The sequence below is a fragment of the Jiangella mangrovi genome, assembly GCF_014204975.1.
GTDB classification, from domain to species: domain Bacteria; phylum Actinomycetota; class Actinomycetes; order Jiangellales; family Jiangellaceae; genus Jiangella; species Jiangella mangrovi.
In genome coordinates this window covers 4,428,566-4,453,953 of sequence record NZ_JACHMM010000001.1, presented here as the reverse complement: position 1 = coordinate 4,453,953, position 25,388 = coordinate 4,428,566, and the positions used below count along the sequence as shown (strand labels likewise).

19 protein-coding genes and 1 tRNA gene are annotated in these 25,388 nt (G+C 67.9%); 10 read left to right on the top strand and 10 right to left on the bottom strand.

Annotation, left to right across the window (positions count from 1 at the left end; all coding sequences use genetic code 11):
• Nucleotides 1-61: 61 nt before the first annotated feature.
• From HD601_RS20680 to HD601_RS20660, 5 genes are all read left to right on the top strand, one after another.
• Nucleotides 62-430 carry a GntR family transcriptional regulator gene (locus HD601_RS20680; RefSeq protein ID WP_184825026.1) on the top strand — a complete coding sequence of 123 codons (369 nt, stop codon included), beginning with the start codon at nt 62-64 and terminating at the stop codon, nt 428-430.
• Nucleotides 427-1,302: an ATP-binding cassette domain-containing protein gene (locus HD601_RS20675; protein WP_184825024.1), complete on the top strand. Its 876-nt coding sequence runs from the start codon at nt 427-429 to the stop codon at nt 1,300-1,302. Before HD601_RS20680 ends, HD601_RS20675 begins: the two co-directional genes overlap by 4 nt.
• Complete coding sequence (locus HD601_RS20670; protein ID WP_184825021.1) at nt 1,299-2,039, top strand: hypothetical protein; 741 nt, start codon at nt 1,299-1,301, stop codon at nt 2,037-2,039. Before HD601_RS20675 ends, HD601_RS20670 begins: the two co-directional genes overlap by 4 nt.
• A gap of 70 nt (nt 2,040-2,109) precedes the next feature.
• Nucleotides 2,110-3,030, top strand: coding sequence for an ABC transporter ATP-binding protein (locus tag HD601_RS20665; protein ID WP_184825019.1), 921 nt, complete (start codon nt 2,110-2,112; stop codon nt 3,028-3,030).
• A 30-nt stretch (nt 3,031-3,060) separates the two neighbouring features.
• Entirely contained in the window at nt 3,061-3,792 is a 732-nt protein-coding gene (locus HD601_RS20660; RefSeq protein WP_184825017.1) for an ABC transporter permease, read from the top strand.
• A gap of 17 nt (nt 3,793-3,809) precedes the next feature.
• Here HD601_RS20660 and yczR read toward each other — a convergent pair whose 3' ends face one another.
• Nucleotides 3,810-5,240 (bottom strand): MocR-like transcription factor YczR, encoded by a 1,431-nt coding sequence (gene yczR / locus HD601_RS20655; RefSeq protein ID WP_484496889.1) that lies wholly within the window; start codon nt 5,238-5,240, stop codon nt 3,810-3,812.
• 105 nt (nt 5,241-5,345) lie between these two features.
• Between yczR and HD601_RS34950 the strand changes: the two genes are divergently transcribed.
• On the top strand, nt 5,346-5,480 hold the full coding sequence (locus HD601_RS34950) for a hypothetical protein (RefSeq protein WP_281386332.1): 135 nt from the start codon (nt 5,346-5,348) through the stop codon (nt 5,478-5,480).
• Between the two features lie 163 nt (nt 5,481-5,643).
• Nucleotides 5,644-5,720: transfer RNA gene (locus HD601_RS20650), tRNA-Pro, on the top strand.
• Here the strand turns inward: HD601_RS20650 and HD601_RS20645 are convergent.
• Entirely contained in the window at nt 5,699-6,064 is a 366-nt protein-coding gene (locus tag HD601_RS20645) for a tyrosine-type recombinase/integrase (protein WP_221441163.1), read from the bottom strand. The two genes, HD601_RS20650 and HD601_RS20645, sit on opposite strands and share 22 nt — an antisense overlap.
• Nucleotides 6,065-6,398: 334 nt before the next feature.
• Between HD601_RS20645 and HD601_RS20640 the strand changes: the two genes are divergently transcribed.
• Nucleotides 6,399-11,651 (top strand): AAA domain-containing protein, encoded by a 5,253-nt coding sequence (locus HD601_RS20640; protein WP_221441162.1) that lies wholly within the window; start codon nt 6,399-6,401, stop codon nt 11,649-11,651.
• Between the two features lie 19 nt (nt 11,652-11,670).
• Here the strand turns inward: HD601_RS20640 and HD601_RS20635 are convergent, their stop codons facing one another.
• Genes HD601_RS20635 through HD601_RS20625 form a run of 3 tightly spaced genes read right to left on the bottom strand, consistent with a single transcriptional unit; the run spans nt 11,671 to nt 18,370 of the window.
• The gene (locus HD601_RS20635; protein WP_184825013.1) at nt 11,671-14,898 is read right to left on the bottom strand and encodes a DEAD/DEAH box helicase; all 3,228 of its coding nucleotides are present in this window, start codon (nt 14,896-14,898) and stop codon (nt 11,671-11,673) included.
• Nucleotides 14,898-16,277 carry an ATP-binding protein gene (locus HD601_RS20630; protein WP_184825011.1) on the bottom strand — a complete coding sequence of 460 codons (1,380 nt, stop codon included), beginning with the start codon at nt 16,275-16,277 and terminating at the stop codon, nt 14,898-14,900. The genes HD601_RS20635 and HD601_RS20630 overlap by 1 nt, the downstream gene beginning before the upstream one ends.
• Nucleotides 16,277-18,370 (bottom strand): TerB N-terminal domain-containing protein, encoded by a 2,094-nt coding sequence (locus HD601_RS20625; RefSeq protein WP_184825009.1) that lies wholly within the window; start codon nt 18,368-18,370, stop codon nt 16,277-16,279. The genes HD601_RS20630 and HD601_RS20625 overlap by 1 nt, the downstream gene beginning before the upstream one ends.
• Before the next feature lie 564 nt (nt 18,371-18,934).
• Between HD601_RS20625 and HD601_RS20620 the strand changes: the two genes are divergently transcribed.
• Both HD601_RS20620 and HD601_RS20615 read left to right on the top strand, forming a co-directional pair.
• Complete coding sequence (locus HD601_RS20620) at nt 18,935-19,318, top strand: helix-turn-helix domain-containing protein (protein ID WP_184825007.1); 384 nt, start codon at nt 18,935-18,937, stop codon at nt 19,316-19,318.
• The gene (locus HD601_RS20615) at nt 19,315-19,926 is read left to right on the top strand and encodes a PIN domain-containing protein (RefSeq protein WP_184825005.1); all 612 of its coding nucleotides are present in this window, start codon (nt 19,315-19,317) and stop codon (nt 19,924-19,926) included. The genes HD601_RS20620 and HD601_RS20615 overlap by 4 nt, the downstream gene beginning before the upstream one ends.
• Before the next feature lie 227 nt (nt 19,927-20,153).
• Here HD601_RS20615 and HD601_RS20610 read toward each other — a convergent pair whose 3' ends face one another.
• The 5 genes from HD601_RS20610 to HD601_RS20590 are packed head-to-tail and all read right to left on the bottom strand — an operon-like array spanning nt 20,154 to nt 25,312.
• Nucleotides 20,154-21,143, bottom strand: a complete 990-nt coding sequence (locus HD601_RS20610; protein ID WP_184825003.1) for a Gfo/Idh/MocA family protein — start codon at nt 21,141-21,143, stop codon at nt 20,154-20,156.
• Complete coding sequence (locus HD601_RS20605; protein WP_184825001.1) at nt 21,140-22,135, bottom strand: Gfo/Idh/MocA family protein; 996 nt, start codon at nt 22,133-22,135, stop codon at nt 21,140-21,142. Before HD601_RS20605 ends, HD601_RS20610 begins: the two co-directional genes overlap by 4 nt.
• Complete coding sequence (locus tag HD601_RS34050) at nt 22,132-23,016, bottom strand: carbohydrate ABC transporter permease (protein WP_425503421.1); 885 nt, start codon at nt 23,014-23,016, stop codon at nt 22,132-22,134. Before HD601_RS34050 ends, HD601_RS20605 begins: the two co-directional genes overlap by 4 nt.
• Before the next feature lie 10 nt (nt 23,017-23,026).
• The gene (locus HD601_RS20595; RefSeq protein WP_221441160.1) at nt 23,027-23,986 is read right to left on the bottom strand and encodes a carbohydrate ABC transporter permease; all 960 of its coding nucleotides are present in this window, start codon (nt 23,984-23,986) and stop codon (nt 23,027-23,029) included.
• A gap of 9 nt (nt 23,987-23,995) precedes the next feature.
• Nucleotides 23,996-25,312 carry an ABC transporter substrate-binding protein gene (locus HD601_RS20590; RefSeq protein ID WP_184824999.1) on the bottom strand — a complete coding sequence of 439 codons (1,317 nt, stop codon included), beginning with the start codon at nt 25,310-25,312 and terminating at the stop codon, nt 23,996-23,998.
• Between the last annotated feature and the right edge of the window lie 76 nt (nt 25,313-25,388).

The window sequence follows — 25,388 nt, the reverse complement described above, 5'->3', positions numbered from 1 at the left end:
GGTTCGCCGGTGTTACGGTTCATTAGTCAAGTAAAGAACCTAGGAACCGAAGGGGGTGCGCATGTTCGACGACCGGAGCCCGATCTACCACCAGATCGCGGAGTCCATCAAGAACGACATCCTCAGCGGCGCGTTGGGAGCTGACGAGCAGGTGATGTCCACCAACCAGTACGCGGCGTACTACCGCATCAACCCGGCGACCGCCGCCAAGGGGTTCCAGCAGCTGGTCGACGAGGGCGTCCTGTACAAGCGACGGGGGATCGGCATGTTCGTCAGCCCCGACGCCCGCGACATGCTCCTGGCGCAGCGGCGCGAGCACTTCTTCGCCGACGTGGTCGAGCCGATGGTCGCCGAGGCCCGGGTCATCGGCATCCCGCTCGACGACGTCGTCGCCCGCATCCGCTCGCTGAAGGCCGAGGAGCCCGCATGATCGGCATCGAGATCCAGAACCTCACGGTCCAGTATCCGGGCGTGACGGCGATCGACGACCTCACGCTGAAGCTCGAGGGCGGCAAGATCTACGGCCTGCTCGGGCGCAACGGCTCGGGAAAGACGACGCTGCTGTCGCTCATCGCCGCGTTCCGCCGGGCCTCCACGGGCAGCATCCTCGTCGACGGCCGCGAGCCGTTCGAGAACGAGGAGCTCACCCAGCAGATCTGCCTGGTCCGCGAGACCAGCGACGTCGTCGTCGACGGCGACAGCGTCAAGGGCATCCTGCGCCGGGCGCGCCGGTTCCGGCCGAACTGGGACGACGAGTTCGCGCAGCGGCTGCTCGACCTGTTCCAGCTGCCGTCGAAGCGCGGCGTCGCGAAGCTGTCGCGCGGGCAGAAGTCGGCGCTGGGCATCACCATCGGGCTGGCGTCACGGGCTCCGCTGACCATGCTCGACGAGGCCTACCTCGGCCTCGACGCGCCGTCGCGGTACGCGTTCTACGACGTGCTGCTCGAGGACTACATCGAGCACCCGCGCACCATCGTCCTGTCGACGCACCTGATCGAGGAGGTCGGCCGGCTGTTCGAGCAGGTCGTCATCATCGACCGCGGCCGGCTCGTGGTCCACGAGGACACCGAGTCGCTGCGCATGCGCGGCGCCGCCGTCGTCGGCCCCGCCACCGCCGTCGACGACTTCACCGCCGGCCTGACGGTCCTCGGCGAGCAGCGGCTCGGCGGGACCAAGTCGGTCACCGTCTACGGCGAGATCGGCCCGGACGCGCGCGCCGTCGCCGCCGACTGGGGCCTGGAGCTGTCGCCGGTCGCATTGCAGGACCTGTTCGTCCACCTCACGAAGGGAAACGCGGCATGAGCACCCTGACCTACCGCCGCGCCCGGGCGGCATTCGAGGACCTCTCGCTCGGCCTGTCGGTGGCCGTCCTCTGGTTCGTGGTGATCGTCGCGATCATCTTCGTCCTCCTCGGCATCGGCCTGCAGGTCTTCGTCGGCCAGGGCGGCGAGGTCAGCGAGAGCATCTGGGAGAACTCCCAGTACGCGACCCGGTACTTCCCGCTCTCGATGGGCATCGTCATCACCGCGGCCTACCTGCCGGTCGCCATCGCGTCCGGCGTGACGCGGCGCAGCTTCGGCTGGGCGGGCTCGGCGGTCGTCATCGCCCTGGCCGGCATCATGGCGCTGCTCGAGGGGGCCGGGTACCTGCTCGAGTACGGCCTCTACCGGCTGGTCGACGAGACGCCGGTGTACACGACGCCGCACCTGTTCGACCACGGCTACCAGTTCTGGATCACCGTGCCGGAGGTCTGGATCGTCGTCGCGGCCAATGTCGCCTGCGGCTGGCTCATCGGCTCGGCCTACTACAAGTGGGGCTGGCTCGGCCCGACGCTGGCCCTCCCGCTGCTGCTGCTCCCGTTGCTGGCCGTCGAGGCCGTCATGTCCGTGGGCTGGGCCGGCGCGGCCATGAACGAGCTCGGCGTCGAGCGGCTGCCCGACGGCGTCGCGGTCCTCGTCGCGCTCGCACTGCTCGCCCTCACGCTCGCGGGCATCCAGCGGTTCGTCCGCACCATCGACCTCCGGCCGCAGAAGTCGTGAGCCGGGCCTGACTCCGTCATCACCACAGACTCCACCACGTCGCAGCATCCGCAGGAAGGACGGCTTTGCCATGCCCATCATCGAGGTGAAGAACCTGCACAAGGTCTACGGCAGCACCGTCGCCGTCGACGACGTCTCATTCGAGGTCGAGGAGGGCGAGATCTTCGGGATCCTCGGCCCCAACGGCGCCGGCAAGACCACCACCGTCGAGTGCGTCGAAGGGCTGCGGCGGCCCGACGGCGGCAGCGTCAGCGTGCTGGGCCTCGACCCCGTCCGCGACCGCATGGACGTGCGCCGGGTCCTCGGCGCGCAGCTGCAGGAGAGCGAGCTGCCCGAGAAGATCACCGCCGCCGAGGCGCTGGACCTCTACGCGTCGTTCTACCCGTCGCCGGCGAACCCGGCCGAGTTGCTCGACGACCTCGGGCTCGCCGACAAGGCCGGCACCCGGTTCGAGAAGCTGTCCGGCGGGCAGAAGCAGCGGCTGTCCATCGCGCTCGCGCTGGTCGGCAACCCGCGCATCGCCGTGCTCGACGAGCTCACCACCGGCCTCGACCCGCAGGCGCGGCGCGACACCTGGCAGCTGATCGAGCAGGTCCGTGCGCGCGGCGTCACGATCATCCTGGTCACGCACTTCATGGACGAGGCGGAGCGGCTCTGCGACCGGCTCGCGCTGATCGACGGCGGTCGCGTGGCGGCCATCGACAGCCCGGCCGGGCTGATCTCGCGGGTGTCGACGGAGCAGACGCTGCGGTTCCGCCCGTCGGCGCCGCTGGACGAGGCCGTCCTCACCGCCCTGCCCGACGTCACCGCCGTCAGCCGGGAGGGCGCCCACTACGTCGTCTCCGGCACCGGCAACCTGCCGTACACCGTCATCACCACCCTGGCCGCGCACGACGTCGTCGCCGCCGAGCTGCGCATGGACCAGGCCAGCCTCGAGGACGCCTTCGTCGCGATGACCGGCCGTTCCTTCGAGCCCCAGCCCGCGGCCTGACGCCGTCGCCACCCGGAGAGGAGACTTCCGATGTCCACCCTGACCAAGATCACCACCGTCGAGTCGAAGCTGTTCCTGCGCGACTCCACCTCGGCCGTCATGACCTTCGCCGTCCCCATCGGCATCCTGGTCATCTTCGGCTCGATCGGCTTCACCGAGGGCGACAACGAGAACAACGTGAGCGCCGGATTCCTGCCGGTCCTGTCGCTGGCCCTGGCGGCGGCGATGCTCGGCCTGAGCGTCCTGCCGACCGTGCTCGCGACCTACCGCGAGAAGGGCATCCTGCGGCGGCTGTCGACGACGCCGGTGCACCCGGTCAACGTGCTGGCGGCGCAGCTGCTGGTCAACCTGGTCGCGGCGGTCGGCGCGGCGGTGGTCGTGCTGGCGCTCGGCGCGGTCGCGTTCGACATCGGCATGCCGGACAACCCGGTCGGGTTCCTGATCGGCTTCCTGCTCATGGCGTCGTCGCTGTTCGGGCTCGGCCTGCTGGTCGCCGCCCTCGCGCCGACCGGCAAGGCGGCGACGTCGATCGGCATGCTGCTGTTCTTCCCGAGCATGTTCTTCGCCGGCGTCTGGACCCCCGGCGACCTGATGCCCGAGTGGGCGCGGCCGATCCGCGACGTGTCGCCGCTGGGTGCCGGTATGGAGGCCATGCAGACCGCCTGGGACGGCGGCTGGCCGAGCGCGACGAACATCGTGGCGCTGATCGTCATCACGGTGGTCGCTGCGGCGGTGTCGGCGAAGGTGTTCCGCTGGGAGTGAGTGCCGCCGTGCCGCCGTCAGACGACGTCGGCGAGGTGGGGCGCCGGCCGTCCCGCCGGCAGAGCCGGGAGTGAGTGCGCGGTGTCCGCGAGCAGGTGGACGCCGCGCACGAGCTCGTCCACGCCGCCCGTGTAGGGGATGCGGATGAACCGCTCGAACGCGCCGTCGACGCCGAACTTCGGGCCGGCGATGATGCTGACGCCCCTGGTCAGGCCGAACAACGCGAGCGCGGAGCTGATGGGCGCGCCGAGCCCCACCCAGAGCGAGGTGCCGCCGTCGGGGACGGGGACCTCCCACTGCGGCAGCCGCTCGTGCAGCTCGTCGACGAGGGCGTCGCGGTGGTGGCGCAGTTGCGCGATGCGACGCTGGACGAGCGCGTCGTAGTCCTCGAACACCTCGGCGGCGACGAGCTGCTCCAGCTCCGGCGTCCCGAGGTCGCCGGCCGCCCGCGCCGCGTGGAGTGAGCCGATGCCGTCGTCGTCGGCCCTGATCCACCCGATGCGCAACCCGCCCCAGATGCTCTTGCCGAGCGACCCGACGGTGAGCGTCCTTGTGCCATCCGCGCGCGCCGCGAACGGGACGTCCGTCCAGCCCCGCCCGAGATCGATGTCGGCCGTCGTCTCATCGATGACGAGGACGGTGCCGGCTCTTCGCGCGTGGTGGATGGTTTCGTCTCGGATCTCCGGGGGCATCGAGGCGCCGGTCGGATTCTGGAAGTCGGGGACCAGGTAGGCGAGCGACGGCCGCACCCGCTCGAACGTGTCGCGCAGCCGGTCCGGATCCCACCCCTCGGTGGTGACGGGCGTGGTGACGAGGCGCCCGCCGGCCTGCCTCCACGCGTCCAGCGCGTGCGGGTAGGTGGGCGACTCGACGAGAACCCTGTCGGCCTGGCGCACGAACGTCCGCGCGATGAGGGCGAGGGCGTGCTGGGCGCCGAGGGTGATCATGATCTGGCTGGGGCTGGTCGGCAGGTCTCTGCTGGTGTAGTGGCGGGCGATCCGCTCGCGCAGGTCGCCGCTGCCGATGAGGTCGAACCCGGTCTTGCTGAGCACGTGCGGCAGGTTCGCCGTCGCCCGCTGAATGATGGTCTCGAGGCCGCTGATCGCGGCCGGCGCGGCCCGCGCGAAGTCGACGAGCTGCTTGTCCGGGCTGGTGGTCGGCTGGTCGTGCGGGTGGGGGAGGGCGACGACGCTGCCCGACCCGCGCAGACTGACGAGGTGGCCGGTCTCCTTGAGGGCGCCGTACGCGGAGACGATGGTGGTGCGGCTCTTCTCGAGGACGTGGGCGAGCTCGCGTTCGGCCGGGAGCCTGGTGCGGGTCGGAATGCGGCCGTCGATGATCAGCAGCCGGATGCGGTCGGCGAGCGCCTGATACGCGCTCTGGCCCTCGGTCTCCCACTCACCGAGCAGCATCTGAAGGTCCTTGGGGCCGAGCCTGCCGCCGTCCATCAGTCCAGTCTTCCATGATTGGCCTCTTGTTGTGAAGAGTGGACTGGTGTCTTGTGGAGGTAGGTGTTTGATTGGTCTGCTTCGGGGTCGAGTGGGGATGCTGTCATGGGCGTGGTCGTGGTGTTGATGGTGCTGGTGCTGGCGTGGGGCCTGTCGGCCGCGCTGTGGGCGGCTCAGCACGGGGACGTCCGCGCCCAGCCCTTCGTCGACGGCTACGACAGCCGGCGGCCGCGGCCCTGATCGCTCGTGCTCGGGCTGCGGAACCATCCAAGAAACGGGGCGCCAGGGCACCCCGTTTCTTGGATGATCTCCCGGCTGGGTGCTGCGGCGGGTGTGTGTCCGGAGCGGTGCTCCGGAGGCGGTACACTGTTCATCGCTCCGCAGCACGCAGGCGGGGCGGCCACGGGCTGTGGCGCAGCTTGGTAGCGCACTTGACTGGGGGTCAAGGGGTCGCAGGTTCAAATCCTGTCAGCCCGACCAGTTTGCAAGTCCCTTCTGTGCAGGTCAGAGGGGACTTGCTTTGTCTCGGCCGCACCGTCGATCACGCGGAGCTGGGGCGGTTTTGGACCAGGCTTGGACCACCAGGCCGAGAACGACTCGCCAGCGGCCCGCAGCGCGGACAGGTCCGGGTGCAGGTAGCGCGAGGTCACGTCGGGGGACTGGTGCCCGGCAACCTTCTGCAGCACGTCGAGCGGGATACCGGCGTCAGCCATCCACGTGAGCGCGGTGTGCCGCGGGCCGTGACGGACCAAGGTCGGGTGCCCGAGCCGGGTCACCAGCTCCGACCACTTGGTGGCATCGCGCAGGGTGGCCGTCGTGATCACGCCGCCGCGTAGGCCGTAGGGCAGCCGATGATCCGGCAGGGCGAACTCGCGTCCCGGAGCGTAGCCGTCAGCGGTAGGGATCAGGACGTGGATGTCGCGAGGACCCGGCCCATCTTGCTCGCCACCGCATGAGTCCGACCTCCGCGTTACGGTGACTCAGACGTTCGGCCGCGTGGGGGAGATGGCTTTACGCGACGCGATGACAGGGGGCGAGGCGCGGCTAGTGCTGCGGGTGCGCAGCGTAGAAGCCTGGGCTCCCTGCCAGAGAGAAGCGACCCGCTGCACGGCTTCTTGTAGGCAGCTCATGCCGTGTCGCCCAGTGGGTGAGCCAATAGTGGGGGAGATCGAGACCTTGAATCAGATCGAGAAGTCTGAGCTCATGCAGCGGGCGAAGAACCTGTTCGAGTTCCTCGCTCGTGCTCAGCAACTGAAGGTCAGCCCGGTTCGGACCGTCGACGTTTATGCACGAGATGGCAAGGTCATTTGGTTCGACTCCCTCCCGCAGCATCCGGCGATCGTTTCCAGCCATCGTGGCGGTGACCCGGAGGCCGAGGCACCGTTGTTTACGATCGACCGCGTAGGTCGAGTCGCGCCACCCGAGCCGGGGGAAGCGTTGCGCCCCTGGGTGCAGGTTTCTCTCGAAGACCCGGAGTCCATTCCGGTGTTGGCGGAGGCCGTCCCGGCTCACCGTGTCTCTCACATCGCGTCGGCGTCGGACGATGAGGGCGCCGAAGACGTCCGCTTGGCGGATCATCCGGATGTACGGGACGCCTTCGGCGAGTGGTTGGAGACATGGCAGAGCTGGGCGAATGCCGAGCTAGAAGACCGGCCCGTCCGCGACCTGTATGGGGAGCTGTTCTCGACCTACGTCCAGGTGACCGGTCATCCCGAGGAGCTCGAACTCGTGCTGGGAGTCGGCTGCCTGGCTTGGCGTCCGGAGAATCATCCAATGGTGCGTCGGCACATGCTTACCTGCTCGGCCGGCATTCACTTCGACGATGACAGCGGCCGGCTCACGGTCACGCGGGAACAGGCGTTGGACCCGCTCACCGTCGAGCTAGAGATGCTGGACCCCGGTTTGATCTCCAACCCGCAGCGCATCAACGAAGTGAAAGACGCTGCCAAGGAATTCGAAGCGCACCCGCTGCACCGGGACGACGTCGGCATGTTGGCTCGACGACTGGTGTACACCTTAGACGCCGCGGGCAGCTACAACGACGAGGCTGTCCCTCCGCAGTTCGCGGTCGACGCTGTGGCTGCTTACGCGCCGGCGCTCATCCTGCGCAAGCGCTCACAGCAGGGCCTGGTGGAGATCTTCCAGACCATTGTCGCGCAGCTTGCCGAGGCAGATGATGTTCCTTCGGGTCTACTTCCTCTGGTCGATCCGGACCGCGAACCGACTGCCGAGACGGATCCAACGCCCGGTGCCGTGGTCGCGGTCGGCGACGAGATCTTCCTCCCGCTCCCGGTCAACGAGCAGCAGCTCAAGATCCTCAAGGCCGTGGACGCGCGGGCGCAGACTGTGGTTCAAGGCCCTCCCGGCACAGGCAAAACCCACACCGCTGCCGCCCTGCTGTCGCACCTTCTAGCGCAAGGAAAGCGGGTGCTAGTCGCCGCGCACACCGACCGTGCTCTGAAAGAGGTGCGAGACAAGCTGCCTACCGCGATCAAGCCGTTGAGCGTGGCGGTCGTCGGCAACTCGCGCAGCGACATGTCCGACCTCAAGTTCGCCGTGGAGAAGATCGCCGCAGTCGCGTCTGAGCATGACCCACTTGTGGCGCGCAAAACCATGGACGCTTCACTGACCAAGATTGATGATCTTCGTCGGAAACGCGCGGCGACCCACCGGCAGCTTATCGACGCACGAGCCCACGAAGTCGTCGATCACGAATTTGGTATATATTCTGGGAGCCTGGCAGCCATAGCTCAGCGCTACCAGGCCGAAGCAGAGGACTACGGCTGGCTCACTGACCTCGTCGAAGTCTCCTCAGACGACACTCCGCCACTCACAGACGCCGAGATAGCCGAATGGCGCAGCCTGCTTCTCGACGTCGAATTCCAGGCCGACGAGCCCGATTCCCAGGATCGCATCCTCGAGCTTGATGGGATCCCCCAACCTCACGAGTTCGCCGATCTTTGCGTCATCGAGAGAACCGCGGCCGCGATCTCCCAGCAGCACGCCGACCTCGTCCAACACGAGGAGTTCGAGGCTGTCCGGCGCCTTCAGCCTGAGGAACGCGCGCGGCTGCAGCAGCGCATGCGTGCTCTCGCTAATGAGGCATTGGTACTTGAGCAACGTCGTGAAGCCTGGATGAACGATGCTCTATACGACATCCGTGCCAGCCGCGGCGCGCTGTGGCGGGCGAGAGCCGATCAGGTCGGCACACTGATCAACCAGGCGCTCCCGATGATCGAGGCGCTTGGCCCCCTCACTGAGGTAGACCTCGCCGACAGCGCAGACGTCGCCGCTCTCGCCTCACTCGCTCAGGCCCTTCGCCAGCATCTGCGCTCGGGAGGAGCGATCAAGACCTCGGGCGACGGCAAGCCGAAAATCGGCATGCTAACCCCCAAGATGGTCAAGGAGGCTCTGCCGCTCTTCGAGCACGTCCGGATCAATGGCCTCCCGCCGGTCGAAGAGGAACAGCTCATCTCCTTCATCACATATGTCGATGCTGCACGGACGGTCGACGCCCTTGACCGGGCTTGGCCGGCCAACGTTTTGATTCCGACCGAGGACACCCTGGACGAACGGCTGCAGTGGCATGTCATCGAGCTCGAGCAGCTTGCGCGCGTACTGACCCTGGGCGAAGAGCTCGTCGAGGAGGAACGACGGCTTATCGCCTTGGGCCTGAAACGACCCGACTGGACCGACCTGGAGGCCATCCACGCCTACGCCAGCCTCGTCGATGCCGCGGCCGCCAGCGACGCGTGGGCCGACGCCCGTCGGCCTCTGCGCGCGCTGGAGGAGGCCGTTGAAACTGCGGCGCGGTGGGGAGACGCTGCAGCGTGCGTACACCAGCTGCACCTTGCCATCCGCAACCGCGACTACGACGAGTATTCGCGTGGATACGCCCGTCTCTCCCGGCTGAACGCCGTACGGGCTCTGGCCACGCGCAGGGACGAGCTGGGCGCGAAGCTCAGTGCAGCTCCTGATCTGCGCGAATGCCTCCTCCGTTCCGCTGCGGAGCGCATCTGGGATGATCGGCTACCGCGCTTTGAGGCCGCGTGGATGTGGGCCGCCACCGGAGCGTGGATCCTCCAGCAGGACACCACCGATGCCAACGCCCTCCAGGCCCAGATCGGCGTCTACGAAGGAAGGATCCGTCGCGAGGTCGAAACCCTCGCGGCCACCCGCGCCTGGTCTCACGCCGTCTCGACCGAACGCCTAACCGGTCAGTCCCGCGCAGACCTCGCCCTTTACGCCTCCCTCGTTCGCCGCCTCGGCAAGGGAACCGGCAAATACGCCGCCCAGAAACGCGCCGAGATCCGCACTGCCATGGACAGGTGCCGACCGGCCGTGCCCGTATGGATCATGCCGATCTACCGCATCGCCGAGCAGTTCAAAGTCCACGAGAACATGTTCGACGTCGTCATCGTCGACGAAGCATCTCAGGCCGGCCTCGAGGCCACTTTCCTGCAGTACCTCGCCCCGAAGATCGTCGTCATCGGCGACGACAAGCAGGTGTCGCCCACAGCGGTTGGCGTGGATCAACAGCAGTTGCGTGACCTGGCCAACCAGTATCTCGCCCGGGACCGGTACAAGGCCGCCTGGCAAGATCCGAAGAGAAGCTTGTTCGACGAGGCACTCATGCGCTACGGCGGCCAGATCACCCTGGTCGAGCATCGACGGTGCGTCCCCGAAATCATCGGGTTCTCCAACCGCATCGCTTACGAACCCGACGGCATTCGGCTGATCCCGGTGCGCCAATACGGCGCTGACCGACTCGAGCCCATCAGAGCCGTGCATGTGGTAGATGGCTACGAACGTGGGACAAGTGCCAAGATAAACCCCGCTGAAGTCGCTGCGATCGTCGATCAAATCGAGAAGTGCCTCGTTGACCCCCGTTACGACGGACTCACCTTCGGTGTCATCTCACTGCTCGGGACAGCCCAGGCCAAGGCCATCGAGTCCGAACTGCTCGAGCGAATCCCGCCAGACGAGTGGACAGCCCGCGATCTCCGCTGCGGCGACGCAGCAGACTTCCAAGGCTCTGAGCGAGATGTGATCTTCCTGTCTATGGTCGCGGCTGCTAGCCCGGGCCGACGGCTGGGAGCGCTCACTCAGGAGCTGTACGTGCAGCGGTACAACGTCGCCGCTTCGCGCGCCAAGGACCAGCTCTGGCTGTTCCACTCGGTCGCTCCGGGGGATCTCGGCAACCCTGAAGACATGCGATTCGCCCTCCTGGATTACTGCTACGGCGTCATTAACCGCGCCCACGCCCATGACGAGGGCGTCGGCACCGAAGCGGTGCCAGAGAACACGCTCGTCGACCCCTTCGATTCCCTCTTCGAACAGCGTGTATTCAATCGGCTGTTCGACCGCGGCTACACGGTCATACCGCAGTACCCGGCCGAGGGCTACAAGATCGACCTTGTCGTCGTCGGTGCAAGGGGTCGCCTCGCGATTGAGTGCGACGGCGACACGTGGCACGGGCCTGACGCTTACGAGGCCGATCTGGCTCGGCAGCGCGACTTGGAACGCTGCGGCTGGCAGTTCTTTCGCATCCGTGAGTCCGCCTTCTACGTGGACCAAGCCGGCAGCCTTGACATGCTGTGGCAGACGCTCAATGAACTCAGGATCCATCCCTCCGGCTGGATCGAAGAGGAACTGGGTGGCGACGAGGGCATCGAGGTACCGGATTGGGACTCGGTCTCGGACGACAACGGCGATCATGGGACCGCATCAACACAGGACCCGGCTGCCGCCGTGGCGGTACCTACCCACGCGCTTCCGCCGAGCATTGCCGAGCTGGCTGGCCACGATGACCACGTGCCGACTCGTGTTCTCACATACGATCCGGCCGATCTCGGCGGACCGACCCACCTTTACCCGTCGTTGGGCGACGGCGTCCTCGAGCCGTACACCGAGTTCACTGGCACCGTCGCCCAACCGGCAAATGCTTCCAGGCAACAGCTTCTGGACGGCCTCCTCGCAGTCGTAGCCGTCCAAGGGCCGATCGACGGACATCGGTTGCACACCGCGTACGTGAAGGCAAGCGGCGGCAAGCGAGTCGGGAAGGCTGTAGCAAAGATCCTCAACTCAGCCATCACCGCTGGGGTGCGGCAGGGCAAGCTCTTGGTCGACAACCCCCTACACGAGGCTGGTGTCAAACCGCGGACATACCGGCTGCCCGATCAACTGGAGGTTCGGCTGCGCGAGCTTGGCCCCCGGACGCTCGAGCAGGTGCCACCCCGCGAACTTGCAGCTCTCCTCAGCCGAGCGGCAAACGAGTACGGGTGGGACAACAACGAGACGCTTTTCCGAGCGGTGCTTGCGAGCCTGGGACTGCATCGGCTTACCGCCAACGTCGAAGCCCGAATGCTGTCCGTCCTGCCCATCGTCGCACCTGACGGTGGCGACTCATGAGGACGCTGCAGCGCTCCTGCTAGTGCAGAGCGATTCGGCTCAGCAGTTCCGTTGCCGTGGCTGCGGCCATGCCGGTAGCGGTTTCGACGACTCGAGTCAGAAAGCTATGTGTAGTCACGATCGCTTGTTGTCGGTCGAGGCCAAAGCGGGCGGCCTCAGTCAGGAGGTGGTTCACGTCGAGATCCGACTTGGCGCTCAAGACAGCGCGGTCGAGCACAGCCAGGTACGCATTGGTCGCAGGGTCGGCGCCGACTGAGTAGGCGGCCGATACGGCGGTGATGAGCGCTGCGGTCTCTGGCGAGACCGGACGGACGACCTTGCGCGGCGCAGCGAACGGCGGAGCTGGACGCGGATACGGCGCAGGGGTGAGGGACCGGTCGGCTACGAGCGGGTTGAGGTCGACACCTGACTCCGCGGCTAGCCGCAGGTAGGCGGCCAAGAGCTGTGTGGTCGCATCGGCATCGCCTGATGCGGTGTGCGCGTACTCGATCGGAATGCCTGCAACATCGCAACACGCCTGGAGACTCCGGTCGACGTGGTTGCCGAGGTGCGAAGCCAGTTCGAGCGTGTCCAGGGTCGGCCAGGCGGGGGAGTCGATGTCGGCTCTCTCGAACTCCAGATTGACGAACGACAGATCGAAGCCGGCGTTATGTGCGACGACGATGCGGCCGGCGAATTGGTCCGCGACCCAGTCGGCGATCTGCACCCAGGTCGGGGCATGTAAGAGATCCTCGGGCAGGATGCCATGGACGTGGGTCGGTCCAGGGTCTCGAAGCGGGTTGACGAGACTGCTCCAGCGGCCGGTCGGCACGCCCTCCGGATCGGCCTGCACGATCGCGATCTCGACGATGCGGTCCTCGCGGAGTGGGGCGAAGCCTGTCGTTTCGATATCGACGACGGCAAACGGGGTCTCGCCGACGCGGGGAGGCGTCACCTGGACGCTCGGGTCTGTGCCGAGTCGCGGAGGGGCGGACAGGTGGACACGCTCACCGGCGAGCTGGGCGAGCGTCTGCCAGGCCGAGCGTACGTCGAGACTGTGGGATGCGTAGGCCAAGCACAGCAGGTGGTCCGAGAGGTACTCGTCGTACTTGTCGCGCGTCTTGACGGTCACGTCTTCTGCGAGCGTCGCGGCTTCGGGTTCGCCCGCGGCGACCAGTTCCCGCGCAGCGGCGACGATCGTGGCCGGTGCGGCGCCGACAACGGTAAGCCCGACGCCGTCCATGGAGACCTTCAACCCGACGCTGTTGAGGGCGATGGCGATGGTGTTGAGCACGGTGTCGCCGCGCCACGGGAGAACAACGGTGTCGTCGCCCCAGTCCAGGAGTCGGCGCTCGCCGAGACGCAGCCGTCGGAAGTTCCGTCGACCCTCTTCGAGGAGCGACTGCCCGATGGTGTCGAGGTAGATGGGAACGACGTCGGAGGTGTACAGGTCGTGCATGCGTCGCCGGACCTCGTCGGCCACAGTGGTGCCGGTGCCGGCGAATGCCGGCGGACGGCCGCCCGTCGAACGCGTGAGTTCGATGATGCGGCTCTCGGCATCGACGTCGACGACCTGCCACCGCAGACCCGCGAAGATGAGGTAGCTGCCGACGAGGACGGGGTAGACGACCGGAATCGTGCCGAGCGTGCGGCCACGCACCATCAGCCGATACTCCTCCGCCGAGTGGAACGCGCTGTAGAACGAGTAGTGGTTGACGATGTGATCGCCTACGCGGCCGGCGAGGAGGAGCCCGTCGCTGGACTGGACGAGGAGTTCGGATGTGCCCATGTCCTGGAGCAGCTGAACGAATACCTCCCTGCCCACACGGGCGAACGGGCCCTGCCCGCACAACACACCGTAGAGCTCCACCGCGGTCGCTCCGCCGTGCTGCGCGATGACGGACAGAACCTGCTGGACCAGAGTCGACAGGTGTAGATCAGAGAGGTTCGGCGGCTCGTACCAGCGATCGTTGAGCATCAGCTCCGTCATCGCGACCGTTTGGAACAGGCGGGCGCGGAGCATGTCCGCCGGCGGAGTCCGATCCGTGACTTCCGGCTCGGAGATGTACGCGCGGAGGGTCGCGGGCTTGCCTCGGCGGCCCGATCGCCCGAGACGCTGGCGGAGGGCGGCGACACCCGGGGGCGCGCCGACCTGGGCGACGGAGTCGGTCGAGCCGATGTCGATGCCCATCTCCAGAGTCGAGGTGCAGATGGCGGTGGCCGGCGTCTCGGACGAACGGAGCCTGGCCTCGATGTCCTCGCGATGCTCTTTCGACAAGTTGCCGTGGTGGGCGACGAACTCGTTGGGGACTCGTTGATCGGCGCTCAGGCGGCTCAGGATGTCGGTGTACGCCTCGACGGATGCGCGGCTGTTCGCGAAGACGAGGTTGTCGCTGCCTCGGAGCGTGCGAAACAGATGGTCACCGATGGCCTTCGCGTCGTTGGGGTGACCGGCGATGTCGTCGTCATGTTCCTCAGGATGGCTGGCCGGGGAGGGCGCCGGCGTCGGCGGTGTCACCGGGTCGTGCCGCACGTATCCGCGGACCTGCAGGCGAATCTCGGCACCTTCGTCATAGGGCGACACGACCAGCGCGACATTCGGTCCGTTGCGGGGGCGAAGGAAGTCGGCAGCGTCACTCAGGTCGGCCAGCGTCGCCGACAGGCCGATCCGGGGGACGCGACGGCCGACAACCCTATCGATGCGGTGCATGAGCGACTGAAGCTGGGCGCCGCGCTCTGACCCGATGAACGAGTGGAACTCGTCGATGACGACGTGGCGCAGCCCGGCGAAGATCCGCGCCACCCGGGAGCCGTCGCGGACGAACAGCGCCTCCAGCGATTCGGGCGTGATGAGAAGGATACCGTCGGGATTGGTGCGGACGTTCCGCTTCGCACTTCCGGGGACGTCCCCGTGCCACCTGTGCACAGGGATGTCCGCGCTCTCGCCCAGAGTCTCCAGCCGCAGGTGCTGGTCATTGATGAGGGCCTTCAGCGGTCCCACGTACATGGCCTTGATCCCCGGCGCGCCGTCGCCGGCATGCTCGGCGATGTCCGAGCAAATGGGCAGCCATGCCGCCTCGGTCTTACCCGCCGCCGTCGCCGCCGAGATGAGAACGTCGCGTCCGGACAGGATCGGCTCGACCGCCAGCGCTTGAACCGTCCGTAGGCTCGTCCAACCCTGGTTCCAGATCCACCGCTGGACACCGGGGTGCAGCCGGCCGAAGGCGCGAGCCGGATCCGCGTGCCCGGCGGCGGCATCGGACAGCATCAGAGCTTGAACGACCGCAGTTCGTCGTCCTCGTCAGCGACCTGCCGCACCGGCAGCTCTCGGGATCCGTCGCTGGCTGAGTCCTCGGGCAGCGGCTCGAGGTCCGGATTCGTCTCGTGTTGAACGGGAAGGGCCTCGATGATTTCGTCCCACTGCTGGTCGGGGTTCTGCTCGAGCACGGCGAGCAGATCCAGGAAGCTGCGGATGGTGTTGCGGGGCGTGCGGAAGTAGGCGTCGCCGATGCGGTTCGAGCAATGCTGCATGAACGCATGTAGCGCGTCGGCCTCGAGCAGGTAGGCATTCGCGTCGCCAGCCGCGTGCACATGGACGAGCTTGGTCAGGAGGACATAAAGGTCCTCGGGTGTGAGTGCCGCGAGCCGAATGACCGGACCCGAGAGGTCGATCCGTCCACCTGTAGCGAAGGTGTTCTCCGCGAGCCGGGACTGCAGAGCGGTGTAGGAGTAGAGGCCACGGCGGCCGTCGGTGAGGAAATCCGGGGTGCCGCCGAAGACGAAACCGATGCCTTCGGCCGACCCCTGCAACGCGTCGTTGAGGATGCGCAGGATCTGCTCGTAGTTCGAGTTCCGCGCCTGGGAATGGGGGAGCTTATAGAGGTTCACCATCTCGTCGAGACAGACCAACAGGCCCTCGAAGCCGGCGAGACGGACGAACCTTGCGAGCAGTTTGAGCTGGTCGTAGAAGTTGGCGTCATCGATGATGGTCCGCACCCCGAGCGCGGCACGTGCGTCGGTGCGGGTGCTGAACTCGCCGCGAAGCCACCGAACGGCGTCCGACTTCAGCTGCTCGTCACCCGTGTCGTGACCCTGCCAGTACTTTGCAACGACTTCGGCGAAGTCGTATCCGCCGGTCAGTTCGCTCAGCTGGTTGAGGCGACCCCGGATTACCGCCTCCGGTTGAAGACCCTGGGTAGCGGCCTCGGTGAGGGCGCCGGTCACGAACCGTTCGACGACGCTGCCCATCGCGCCGCCGTCAGGCTTCGCGCGGGTCGACATGTTCCGCATGAGCTCGCTGTAGAGGGAACGTGCCTGCCCTCCGGTGGCGTGCAGCCGCCGATCGGGGGAGAGGTCCGCATGGGTCGTGACGAGCCTGCGCTGCAGCGCGACCGACCGGACGAGGTGGAGGAAGAATGTCTTTCCGGACCCGTACTCACCGATGACGAACCGCGCGGTCGCTCCGTTGTCGGCGATGCGGTCGATATCGACGAGCATCGCATTGAGCTCGTTCACGCGGCCGACTTGGATGTGCTGCTGCCCCACGCGAGGAACGACTCCGGCACGCAGGCCATTGATGAGTGTGTCGCGGTCACGAGGCCGGATTCGTTCGGCGGTTCCTCCCGTGAGGGCCTGACCCTGGGGCATCACTGCAGCTCCTGGCGCGCGTAGTCGTTGACGGTAAACATGTCGAGCTGGTCCTCCTCGAGGAGCGGTTCGCCGGCGATGTCGAGGGCGAACTCGTTGATCGTGTCGAGGACTCCGTCGGGCATCAAATGGCCCTCCTCGGCGAGTTCCTCGATCTCCGCTCGTGACCACGAGCTGCGGGTCAGGACGGTTCGCAGGAATCCCGAGTGAGCGGCGTCGAGCCCAGGAATGGGCGCGGCGGCCGAATCGCCTGGCGCGCCGGCAGATGTCGGTCCCCCGGCCACCTCGGGGGACAGCGCCATGGTGTGGACAGGCTCGTCGTCGCTGAAGATATCGGCCAGCAGTGCGCCGACCGCCGCGGTCTCGGCGAACTTCGCCTGGATGGCCTCGGCATCGAGGCTGAAGGCAGCTGACGGGGCGTCCGCACCGACTCGGCCGGGCGAAGCGACGGGGTACCCGGGATCGGGTGCACCCGCTTCGCGGACTGTGACGGGACGAGAAGCCGGTGGCTGCCGGCCGCCCGCGAGGTGCGCGTGCAGCGACGAGTGGACATCGGCGGGGTCGAGTCCGAGCAGCTTGAAGATCTTTGTCAGGCTGGTGATCTCTTCCGGAGATATCGCGCCGTCTGCCGCGGCGACGGTGACCAGAAGGTCAGCGACGCTGGTCCGCTGCGGTTGTGACAAGGCCTCGACTCGCTTCGAGAGGCCGGTGAGCTTCACTCCAGCCGCTGTCAACCACCGCAGGTGCGCTTGGAGGCGGAGCCGCTCACCCGCCGTCAGTTCCAGCGCTCGTTCGAGGTGGTCGACCAGATGCTGCTGCTCGCTGGGGCTGACGTGCCCATCGGCTGAGGCCACGGCCGTCGCGAGATGCAGAAGTGTCGCCGCGGACGCATAGGCCGGCGTCGCTGACTGCGGTGGCGCCTCGCCGCCGGTCTCGAACAGGATGACCTTCGCCGCGGCCAGGATCGCCGGTCCGCCGAGGCGGACATCCGGTTCGATGCCGAGTCCGTGCCGGCCCAGCAGCCGGGCCAGAGCTACGGTCTCCGGCTTGGCGAGCCGGTCCGAAGCCTTCGACGGCCACCGCGACAAGACATCAGCGCCCGTCGTTGCGATGCCCGACTCCGCGAGTCGAGTGCCCCACTGGATCAGTGCAACCACTTCGGGCGACTGAGCTCCCCTGAGGTCATCCGGCAACAATGCCGCCGCGGCCAAGCTCGACCCACCGCTCGGGTTCCGCCCGAGGAAACGACTGTAGGCGTCGAGGTCGGCGCTCACCGACTCGACCAGGCTCTCCAGGTGCTTGCGTGGCGCTGCCTGGGCGAACACGTCCGGAGCGTCCATCGAGACCTGGGCGGATCCGAGACCGGCGGACGCGGCGTAGTAGTCGAACTGGATCCTCGACTTCCCCGGTCGCACCCTGATGCCGTCGCCATGCGCAGCGCGGTATCGGGAGGTGAACAACGCCGTGAACTCTTTCGTGCACCGAGTGGCCGACGTTCTCAGGTGGATCTCGGGGTGATACCACGCCCAGGCCAAGGCCCATTCCGCCGGCACCGGCCTTCCTGCCGATGCAAGCCTCCCGACCTCGGCCATCAGCGACAGAGGCGGCACCCAGTGACGTTCGGGGTCGAGCGGGGGTGGCGACGCCGCGTTCGATCCGCCTTGGGCCAGCTGAAGGTCCAGGACATCCAGAAACTTCGTCGCATAGCCGCGGAAGGAGTTGTTGCCCCCGTAGATGCCGAGCAGCCGTTGGACCTCTGCCCGCAAGAGCGGGAGCTCAATCTTCAGCCGTTCATCCGCCGGGATGTCGACGAGTGCACGTCGCTCCAAACCGTAGAAGAACAGGAAGACGAAGCCGATGTAGGCGTGGGGATCCCGGCGGCCACCGGCCAGCCAGATCAAGTAGCCTGCGCGGGCCTCAGGGCTGATCTTGTGATAGCTCGGCCAGTAGCCCATGGTGGCGCCGAACGTGTCGACGTTGCGGACCGCCACCTTCAATGTGGGGTCTATCTGCGCCGGCTCGACGTCGCCCCGTGGCGATCGCAAGCCATGGCCGATGTAGAGCATTCCGCCCGGCAGTGTGTAGCCGGCCACCCTCATGCTCGAGCTAGGGCCCACCCATTGCGCGTACTTGGTCAATTGCTGGACGCCCAGCCCCTGCGCCCCAGGCCTGGCATCCGGCTGGCTGAGACGCTGCGGCGGTCTTGGCGCCGCAGCAGGTGCGGGAGTCGGCGGCGCTGGTGGCCTGGGAGGTGTGGACGGCGCGACAGGGAGCGGGGTTGTGACCACGCTTCTTCCGGCGTTCGGACGAACAGTGTGCTTCGGCTTGTGCTGCCTCCGAAAGCGGTCGAACAGCCCCACGGTCCCCGCCTCGCTATCTTGCCGCCCGATGAGTGAGCCAGGAGCCGGGTTCGCACGCCGGTGACGGTTGTAGGTGTCACCATCACCCGAGCCGGCCACGACTCAAGCGGAAGTGAATCAGGAGCCCCGGACACTTGCGGTGAGCAGGGGTGGCGCCGGCCGGATCGTCGACGGTTCGGTTGTCCGTGCTCCTCGCTGAGATCCCACGCGTGGCGAGCGCGATCCCTGCTTCGCGTGGCCCGAAGGGGGCGTATAGTTGTTGCGGATAGTGCAGTTAGAGCAGATGAGGAAGGCGCCATGACGGAGATGCTGGCTCGAGATGTCGAGGCTGTGCACCGTGCTCTGGATGCTGGCGGTGACGAGGTGCAAGTGTCGCTCTCGCGACAGACGGCGGAGCTTCTTGCGCTTGTGGTCGACGCGCGTGCTCGTGGTCAGCAGGTTCTCGTCACTCGGGGACATGCCGAGGTCACGCCGAGTGAGGCCGCTGAGCTGCTGGGGATGTCGCGGCCACAGGTTCGCAAGCTGATGGATCAGGGCGTGCTCGACTTCCGCAAGGTTGGTGCCCATCACCGCATCCGGGTCTCCTCGATCAGGGCGTTCCTCGATGCCGAGCGTCCGCGGCGTCGTGCAGCCTTGGAGGATCTTGCCGATCTGCAGGATGAGTTGGGACTCACGGAGTGACTGACGATCTCGACCTGCCCGGCATGGTCCGGGTCGTGCTGGTCGACGCCAACGTCCTGTACTCGCGCGTCTTGCGTGACTATCTGCTCTACGCCGCTGATGAGGAGATCATCGCCGTCGCGTGGAGTCGAGAGATTCTCGACGAGGTCACCGAGCATCTGGTGGCGAACGTCGCCGGCTTCACCGTCGAGTCTGGTGCGCGCCTTGCGGCCGCGATGAACCGGGCGTTCCCTTATGCCGAGGTCGAACCGGAACCTGAGGCTCACGAGCGGCTGTCCGAGCTGGCGCTGCCCGACGAGGACGACCGTCATGTGATCGCCGCTGCCGTCGCTGCGGAGGCCACAATCCTGTGCACGGCGAACACGAAAGACTTCCCGGAGGAAATCGCGGGGCCGCTCGGATTCGAGGTGATGACGCCCGATGCGCTGCTGAGCCTCCTGATCGCCGAGTACCCAGCTCAGATGCTTACCGCACATGCGACCTCCGTTGCTCGGCTGCGCGGCGCCACGGACGCATCGACCATCGCCGCGCTCGAGCGTGCCGGCGCCCCGATCGCGGCCACCAGAATGGTCCCTCTGCTGGAGTCGGCCGGCATAGCTCTCGACTGAGACGCCCCACCTGCTCCATCGTTAACAACCCGTACCGACCATCAAAGACCCGATACAGTCGGAGGGCGAGAACCACCCGGTTCCCAGCTAAGAGCAGGGGATCCGCAAGCTTACGAGATGACCGTAAAGCCGCTCTGACCAGCGGTTTCATCCAAGGGGTCGCAGGTTCAAATCCTGTCAGCCCGACCATGTGGCAAGCCCCGTTGACGCAGGTCAGCGGGGCATTTTCATGCCAGGCCGACCGGCTGGCCGCTCTCGGCCGAGCGGTACGCCGCCAGCGCCACGCGTGTCGCCGCCAGCCCGTCCTCGCCGGTGACGGACGGCCGGCGCCGGTGCCGGGCCGCGTCGAGGAACTCGTCGATCATGCCCTGGTTGGCATCGGATCCCCACAGGGGCCAGCCGAGCCGCCCGTCCGGTCCGCCGTGGACGGTGAGGTGCTGGCTGAACGCGTCGACGGCGACCGTGCCGTGCTCGCCTACCAGCTCGAGGGTGAGCCCGCCCCACGTGGGGTAGTCGTCCGGACGGCTCCAGCTGGAGTCGATGCTCGCGAACACGCCGTCGGCGTAGTTCAGCATGACCAGACCCCCGGTCTCGACGGTGACGGCGTCGCGGTGCAGCACGCGGTTGGTGGCGGCGAACACCTCGACCGGGTCCTGGCCCAGGTACCAGCGCAGGACGTCGGCCAGGTGCACTACGTGGTCCATGATCGCGCCGCCGCCGGCCAGCACGGGGTCGGCGAACCAGGCGCCGTGCCTCGTCGGCAGCACGCTCTGGTTCGTGCCGGTGCACGCGTGGACGCGGCCGAGCGCGCCGCCGGCCAGCAGTGCGGCGGACTCCAGCAGTGGCGGGCTGAACCGCATGGGGAACGCCGTCATCAGCGGCACGCCCGCCCGGGCGCACAGGTCGACGATGGCGCGCGCGTCATCCTCGGTGGTGGCGAGCGGCTTCTCGCAGAGCACGGCGACACCGGCCGCCGCGGCCTGCTCCACCAGGCCGCGGTGGTGCGCGGTCTCCGAGGCAACCACGACCGCGTCCAGGCCGGCGTCCAGCAGCTGCCGCGGCGACGCGAACCACGGCACCGCGTGCGCGGCGGCCCACCGGCCGCCGCGCTCGGCGTCGTCGTCGGTCACTCCGGCCACCTCGGCGCCGGCGGCCCGGACGTTGTGGACGTAGGCGTCGACGTGCACGTGTGCCGTCGACAGGAATCCGACCCTCATGCGGCGACCTCCACGTCGACGGATCTGCCGGTGGCGATCGACTCCCCGACCGCCGCGGCGATGCGCACAGCCGCGAGGGCGTCGTCGGCGGTCACGATCGCCGTCGCCGTGCCGCGGACGACGTCGAGGAAATGCCGCAGCTGGACGGCGAAGGGCGACTCGGCGATCGGGCTGGACGGCAGCGGCATCGGCCCCGCCGCGGACTCGGCCCGCAGGTTCGGCCGTACCGGTGCACTGCGGTCGGAGTCGAACTCGAGCAGGCCGCCGGTCCCGGCGATCTCCGCCCGGGTGCGAAACGTCGGCGGCGGCTGCGCCCACGACGCCTCGACGTGGCTGATGGCACCCGGCGCGTGCCGCAGGATGGCGAGGACGTGGTCGGGGGCGTCCGGGCGAGCGGCCCGGACGCTGCGCGCGTGCACGCCCACCACCTCGCCGGCTACCCAGCGGGCGTAGTCGAGGTCGTGCACCATCAGGTCCAAGCTGAGCCCGCCCGAGCGTGCCTCGTCGAGGTGCCACCGGTCGCCGGGGGGCTGGAACGTCGCGCGGGTCAGCCGGACCACCGCCGGTTCGCCGATGACGCCGGCGTCGACCGCGGCCTTCGCCGCCGCGTACTCGGGGAAGAACCGCACGACGTGGGCGGGCAGCAGCGGCACGCCGGCCTCCCGGCACACCGCGATCATCTCCGCCGCCTCGCCGGGCGTTCGGGCCAGCGGCTTCTCGCAGACGACGGCGCGACCGGCGCGGGCCGCGCGGACGGTGACCTCGTGGTGCAGGTCGGTGGGAACGCAGACGTCGACGACGTCGACCTGGTCGAGCAGCTCGTCCAGGCCGGCGCAGGCCTGCATGCCGTACTCGTCCGCCAGCCGCGTGGGCGGGCCGCCGGACCCGCCGACGACCGCCGTCAGCCGGGCGTCCGGGCAGGCCGCCCACGCCGCCGCGTGGACGGACCCCATGAAGCCGGCACCGACGATGCCGATCCGCGTCCGGCTCATTTGATCGCTCCCGACGTCAGACCGCGGACGAACTGCCGCGAGAAGATGATGAACAGGGCCAGCATCGGCAGCGCCGCCAGCGTCAGCACCGCGAGCACGGCGTTCCAGTCGCTGACGAACTGGCCGAGGAACAGCTGGGTGCCCAGCGTCACCGTGCGGACGCCCTCGCCGGGCGTGAGGATCAGCGGGAACCACAGGTCGTTCCAGATCGGCAGCATGGTGTACACGCCGATGGCGGCGAGGCCCGGCCGCGCCAGCGGAAGGGCCAGCGCGTACACCCGGTACTCGCTGGCGCCGTCGATGCGCGCCGCGTCCTTCAGGTCACCGGGCACCTGTTTGAAGAACGCGGTCAGCACGAACACGGCCAGTGGCAGCCCCATGGCGGTGTACACCAGCACCAGTCCGGCCAGCGAGTTCACCAGGTTCAGCCGGACCATGAGGTCGAGGATCCCGACGGTGCCGAGCCGGATCGGGATCATGATCCCCACCGCCAGGTACAGCGAGACGACGGTGATGCCCGCGAACCGGTACTCGGCGAGGGCGAACGCCGCCATCGACCCGAGCAGCAGCACCAGGACCACCGTGCCGACGGTGACGATGAAGCTGTTGAGGAAGTACAGCTCGAACCGGGCCCGGGTGAAGACCGTCTCGAAGCCGCCCAGATCCACCGTCGACGGCGTCGGGAACGCGAACGGCTCCTCGAAGATCGCCTGGCGGGACTTGAACGCGTTCATGACGATCAGCGCGATCGGCCCGCACGCCACGACGACGTAGGCGATCAGGATCAGGTGCGGGACGGCCACGCCGGCCCGCGCCCGCCAGGTCCGGCCCGCCCGGGGCGGCCGTGCGACACCGCGGGGCGGGGTGCTCACAGCGCTCACTCTGGGCTCCTCATAGTTGGTAGCTCTGGATGCGCCGCTGCCAGCCGTAGAAGTACGCCAGCACGCCGGCCAGGATGAGCAGGAACATCATGGTGGCGACGGTGGCGCCCATGGTGCTGGAGCCCTGCTGGAGCTGGAAGCCGAAGAAGGTGCGGAAGAACAGCGTCCCCATGATGTCCGAGGCGAAGTCCGGACCGGCCAGGGCGCCCTTGACGGTGTAGATCAGGTCGAAGGCGTTCATGTTCGCCACGTAGGTGATGACGGAGACGATGCCGACGGTGGGCAGGATCAGCGGGAACTTGACCCGCCAGAACGTCGACCAGGCGCCGGCGCCGTCGACCGTCGCGGCCTCGATGAGCTCGTCCGGGATGCTGATGAGCACGGCGTAGAACAGGATCATCGGGATGCCGATGTACTGCCACACCGACATCAGCGCGAGCGTCACCAGGGCGGTGCTCGACTGCCCCAGTAGCGGCGTCTCGACGAACCCCCACACCGGGCTGATGATCAGCTGCCAGATGAACCCGACGATGACGACGCTCAGTGTCGTCGGGATGAACAGCAGCGTGCGGTACGCCGACCGGCCGCGCAGCGTGGGCGCGGCCAGCAGCGCCGCGAGCAGCAGGCCGATCGGGTTCTGGACGAAGAAGTGCACGGCGAAGAACACCAGGTTGTTCCACACCGCGTTCCAGAACGCGTCGGAGAGCAGGTCGTCGGAGACCAGATGGACGAAGTTGTCCAGGCCGACGAACGTCTGGACGCCGTCGACCGGGGCGTACAGGCTCAGCCGCAGCGAGTCGAGCAGCGGGTAGACCATGAAGATCGTGTAGATCGCCGCCGCCGGTGCGATGAAGACGACCAGATGGGTGCGGAACCGGCGACGCGGGCGGGCGGCGGGCATCGGCGCCACGGCCGGTGTGCTCGCGGCCGTGGCGTCGATGCCGATCCCCTCGGGGGGCGCCGAGGTCATCCGTTCTCCTTACCGCTGCTGCGGCTCGTACCAACGCTCCAGGCCCGCCTGGGCCTGGGCGGCGGCATCGGCCGGCTGGACGGTGCCGTTCAGCACCTGCGCGCTGAGATCCCAGAGCTGGTTCTCGAGGTTGGGCTCACCGCGCGAGAGGATCTGGTACGAGTTGCGGATGGTCGACTCGCAGTCCTCACGCCAGCTGAGGAACTCCTGCGCCAGCGGGTCGTCGACCTCGACGTCGTGGTCGGACATCGGGAAGAACCCCGGCAGCTCGTTGGCGTACAGGTCCGCGAACTCGGCCGACGTGGTCCACTCCAGGAACGTCCTGACCTCGTCCGGGTGCTCGGTGGCCGCGTTCATGCCGATGCCGATGTCGGTGTGGTCGCTGATGTAGCAGGCGTCCTGGCCCTCCGGCAGCGGCGGGCCGAACGCGCCCATCTCGAAGTCCGCCTGCTCGTTGAAGAGCGCGATCTCCCAGGAGCCGGCGGGGAAGATCGCCCCCCGGCCGAGCGTGAACATGTTCTGCGCGTCCGGGTAGGTCATCGACTCGTAGCCGCTGGGCAGGAACTCCGCCCACGAGGCCAGCTCGGTGAAGGCGGCGACGTACTGCTCGTCGTCGAACCGCTCGGCGCCGTCGATGAGCGCCTGCCGGCCCTCCTCGCCGTTCCAGTAGTTCGGGCCGATGTTCTGCAGGCCCATGGTCGCCGCCTCCCACTGGTCGGCGGTGCCCATCACCAGCGGGGCGTACGTGCCGTCGGCGGCGATCGTGTCGAGCAGTTCGTGGAACTGCTCCTCCGTCTCCGGCGGCGTGAGGCCGAGCTCGTCGAACGCCGCGGTGTTGTAGAGGAAGCCGTGGATCACCGACGCCATCGGGACGCAGAACGACTCCGATCCGTCGTCGGTCGACCACGCGGCCCGGGCGACGTCGCCGAAGGCGTCCATCCCCTCCAGGTCGGCGAGCGAGGTGAGGTGGCCCTCCTCGAACAGGCGCAGGGACACGTCGAACGGGCGGCAGGTGATGAGGTCGCCCGCCGTGCCGCCGGAGAGCTTGGCGTCGAGCGCGGCGTCGTACTCGTCCGGCGCCGTCGGCTGGAACGTCACCCGGATGTTCGGGTGCTGCTCGTGGAACGCGGGCAGGATGACGTCCTCCCAGATGGCAAGGTCGTCGTTGCGCCAGCTCTCCATGACCAACGTGACCTGGCCGTCGTCGCTGCCGCCGTCGCCGCCGCCGGCGTCGGTGTTCTCTCGCGGGTCGGAACTCTCGCCGCAGGCGGCGAGCACGAGGGCCGCGCACACGGCCGGTGCCAGCCGGCCGAGTCGGTTCGACATGGGATCTCCCGTGATGATCGAGGGGATGAGGGGTCCGGGTCCGGCGCCGGCCCGCGAGTGGCGGACCGGCGCCGGA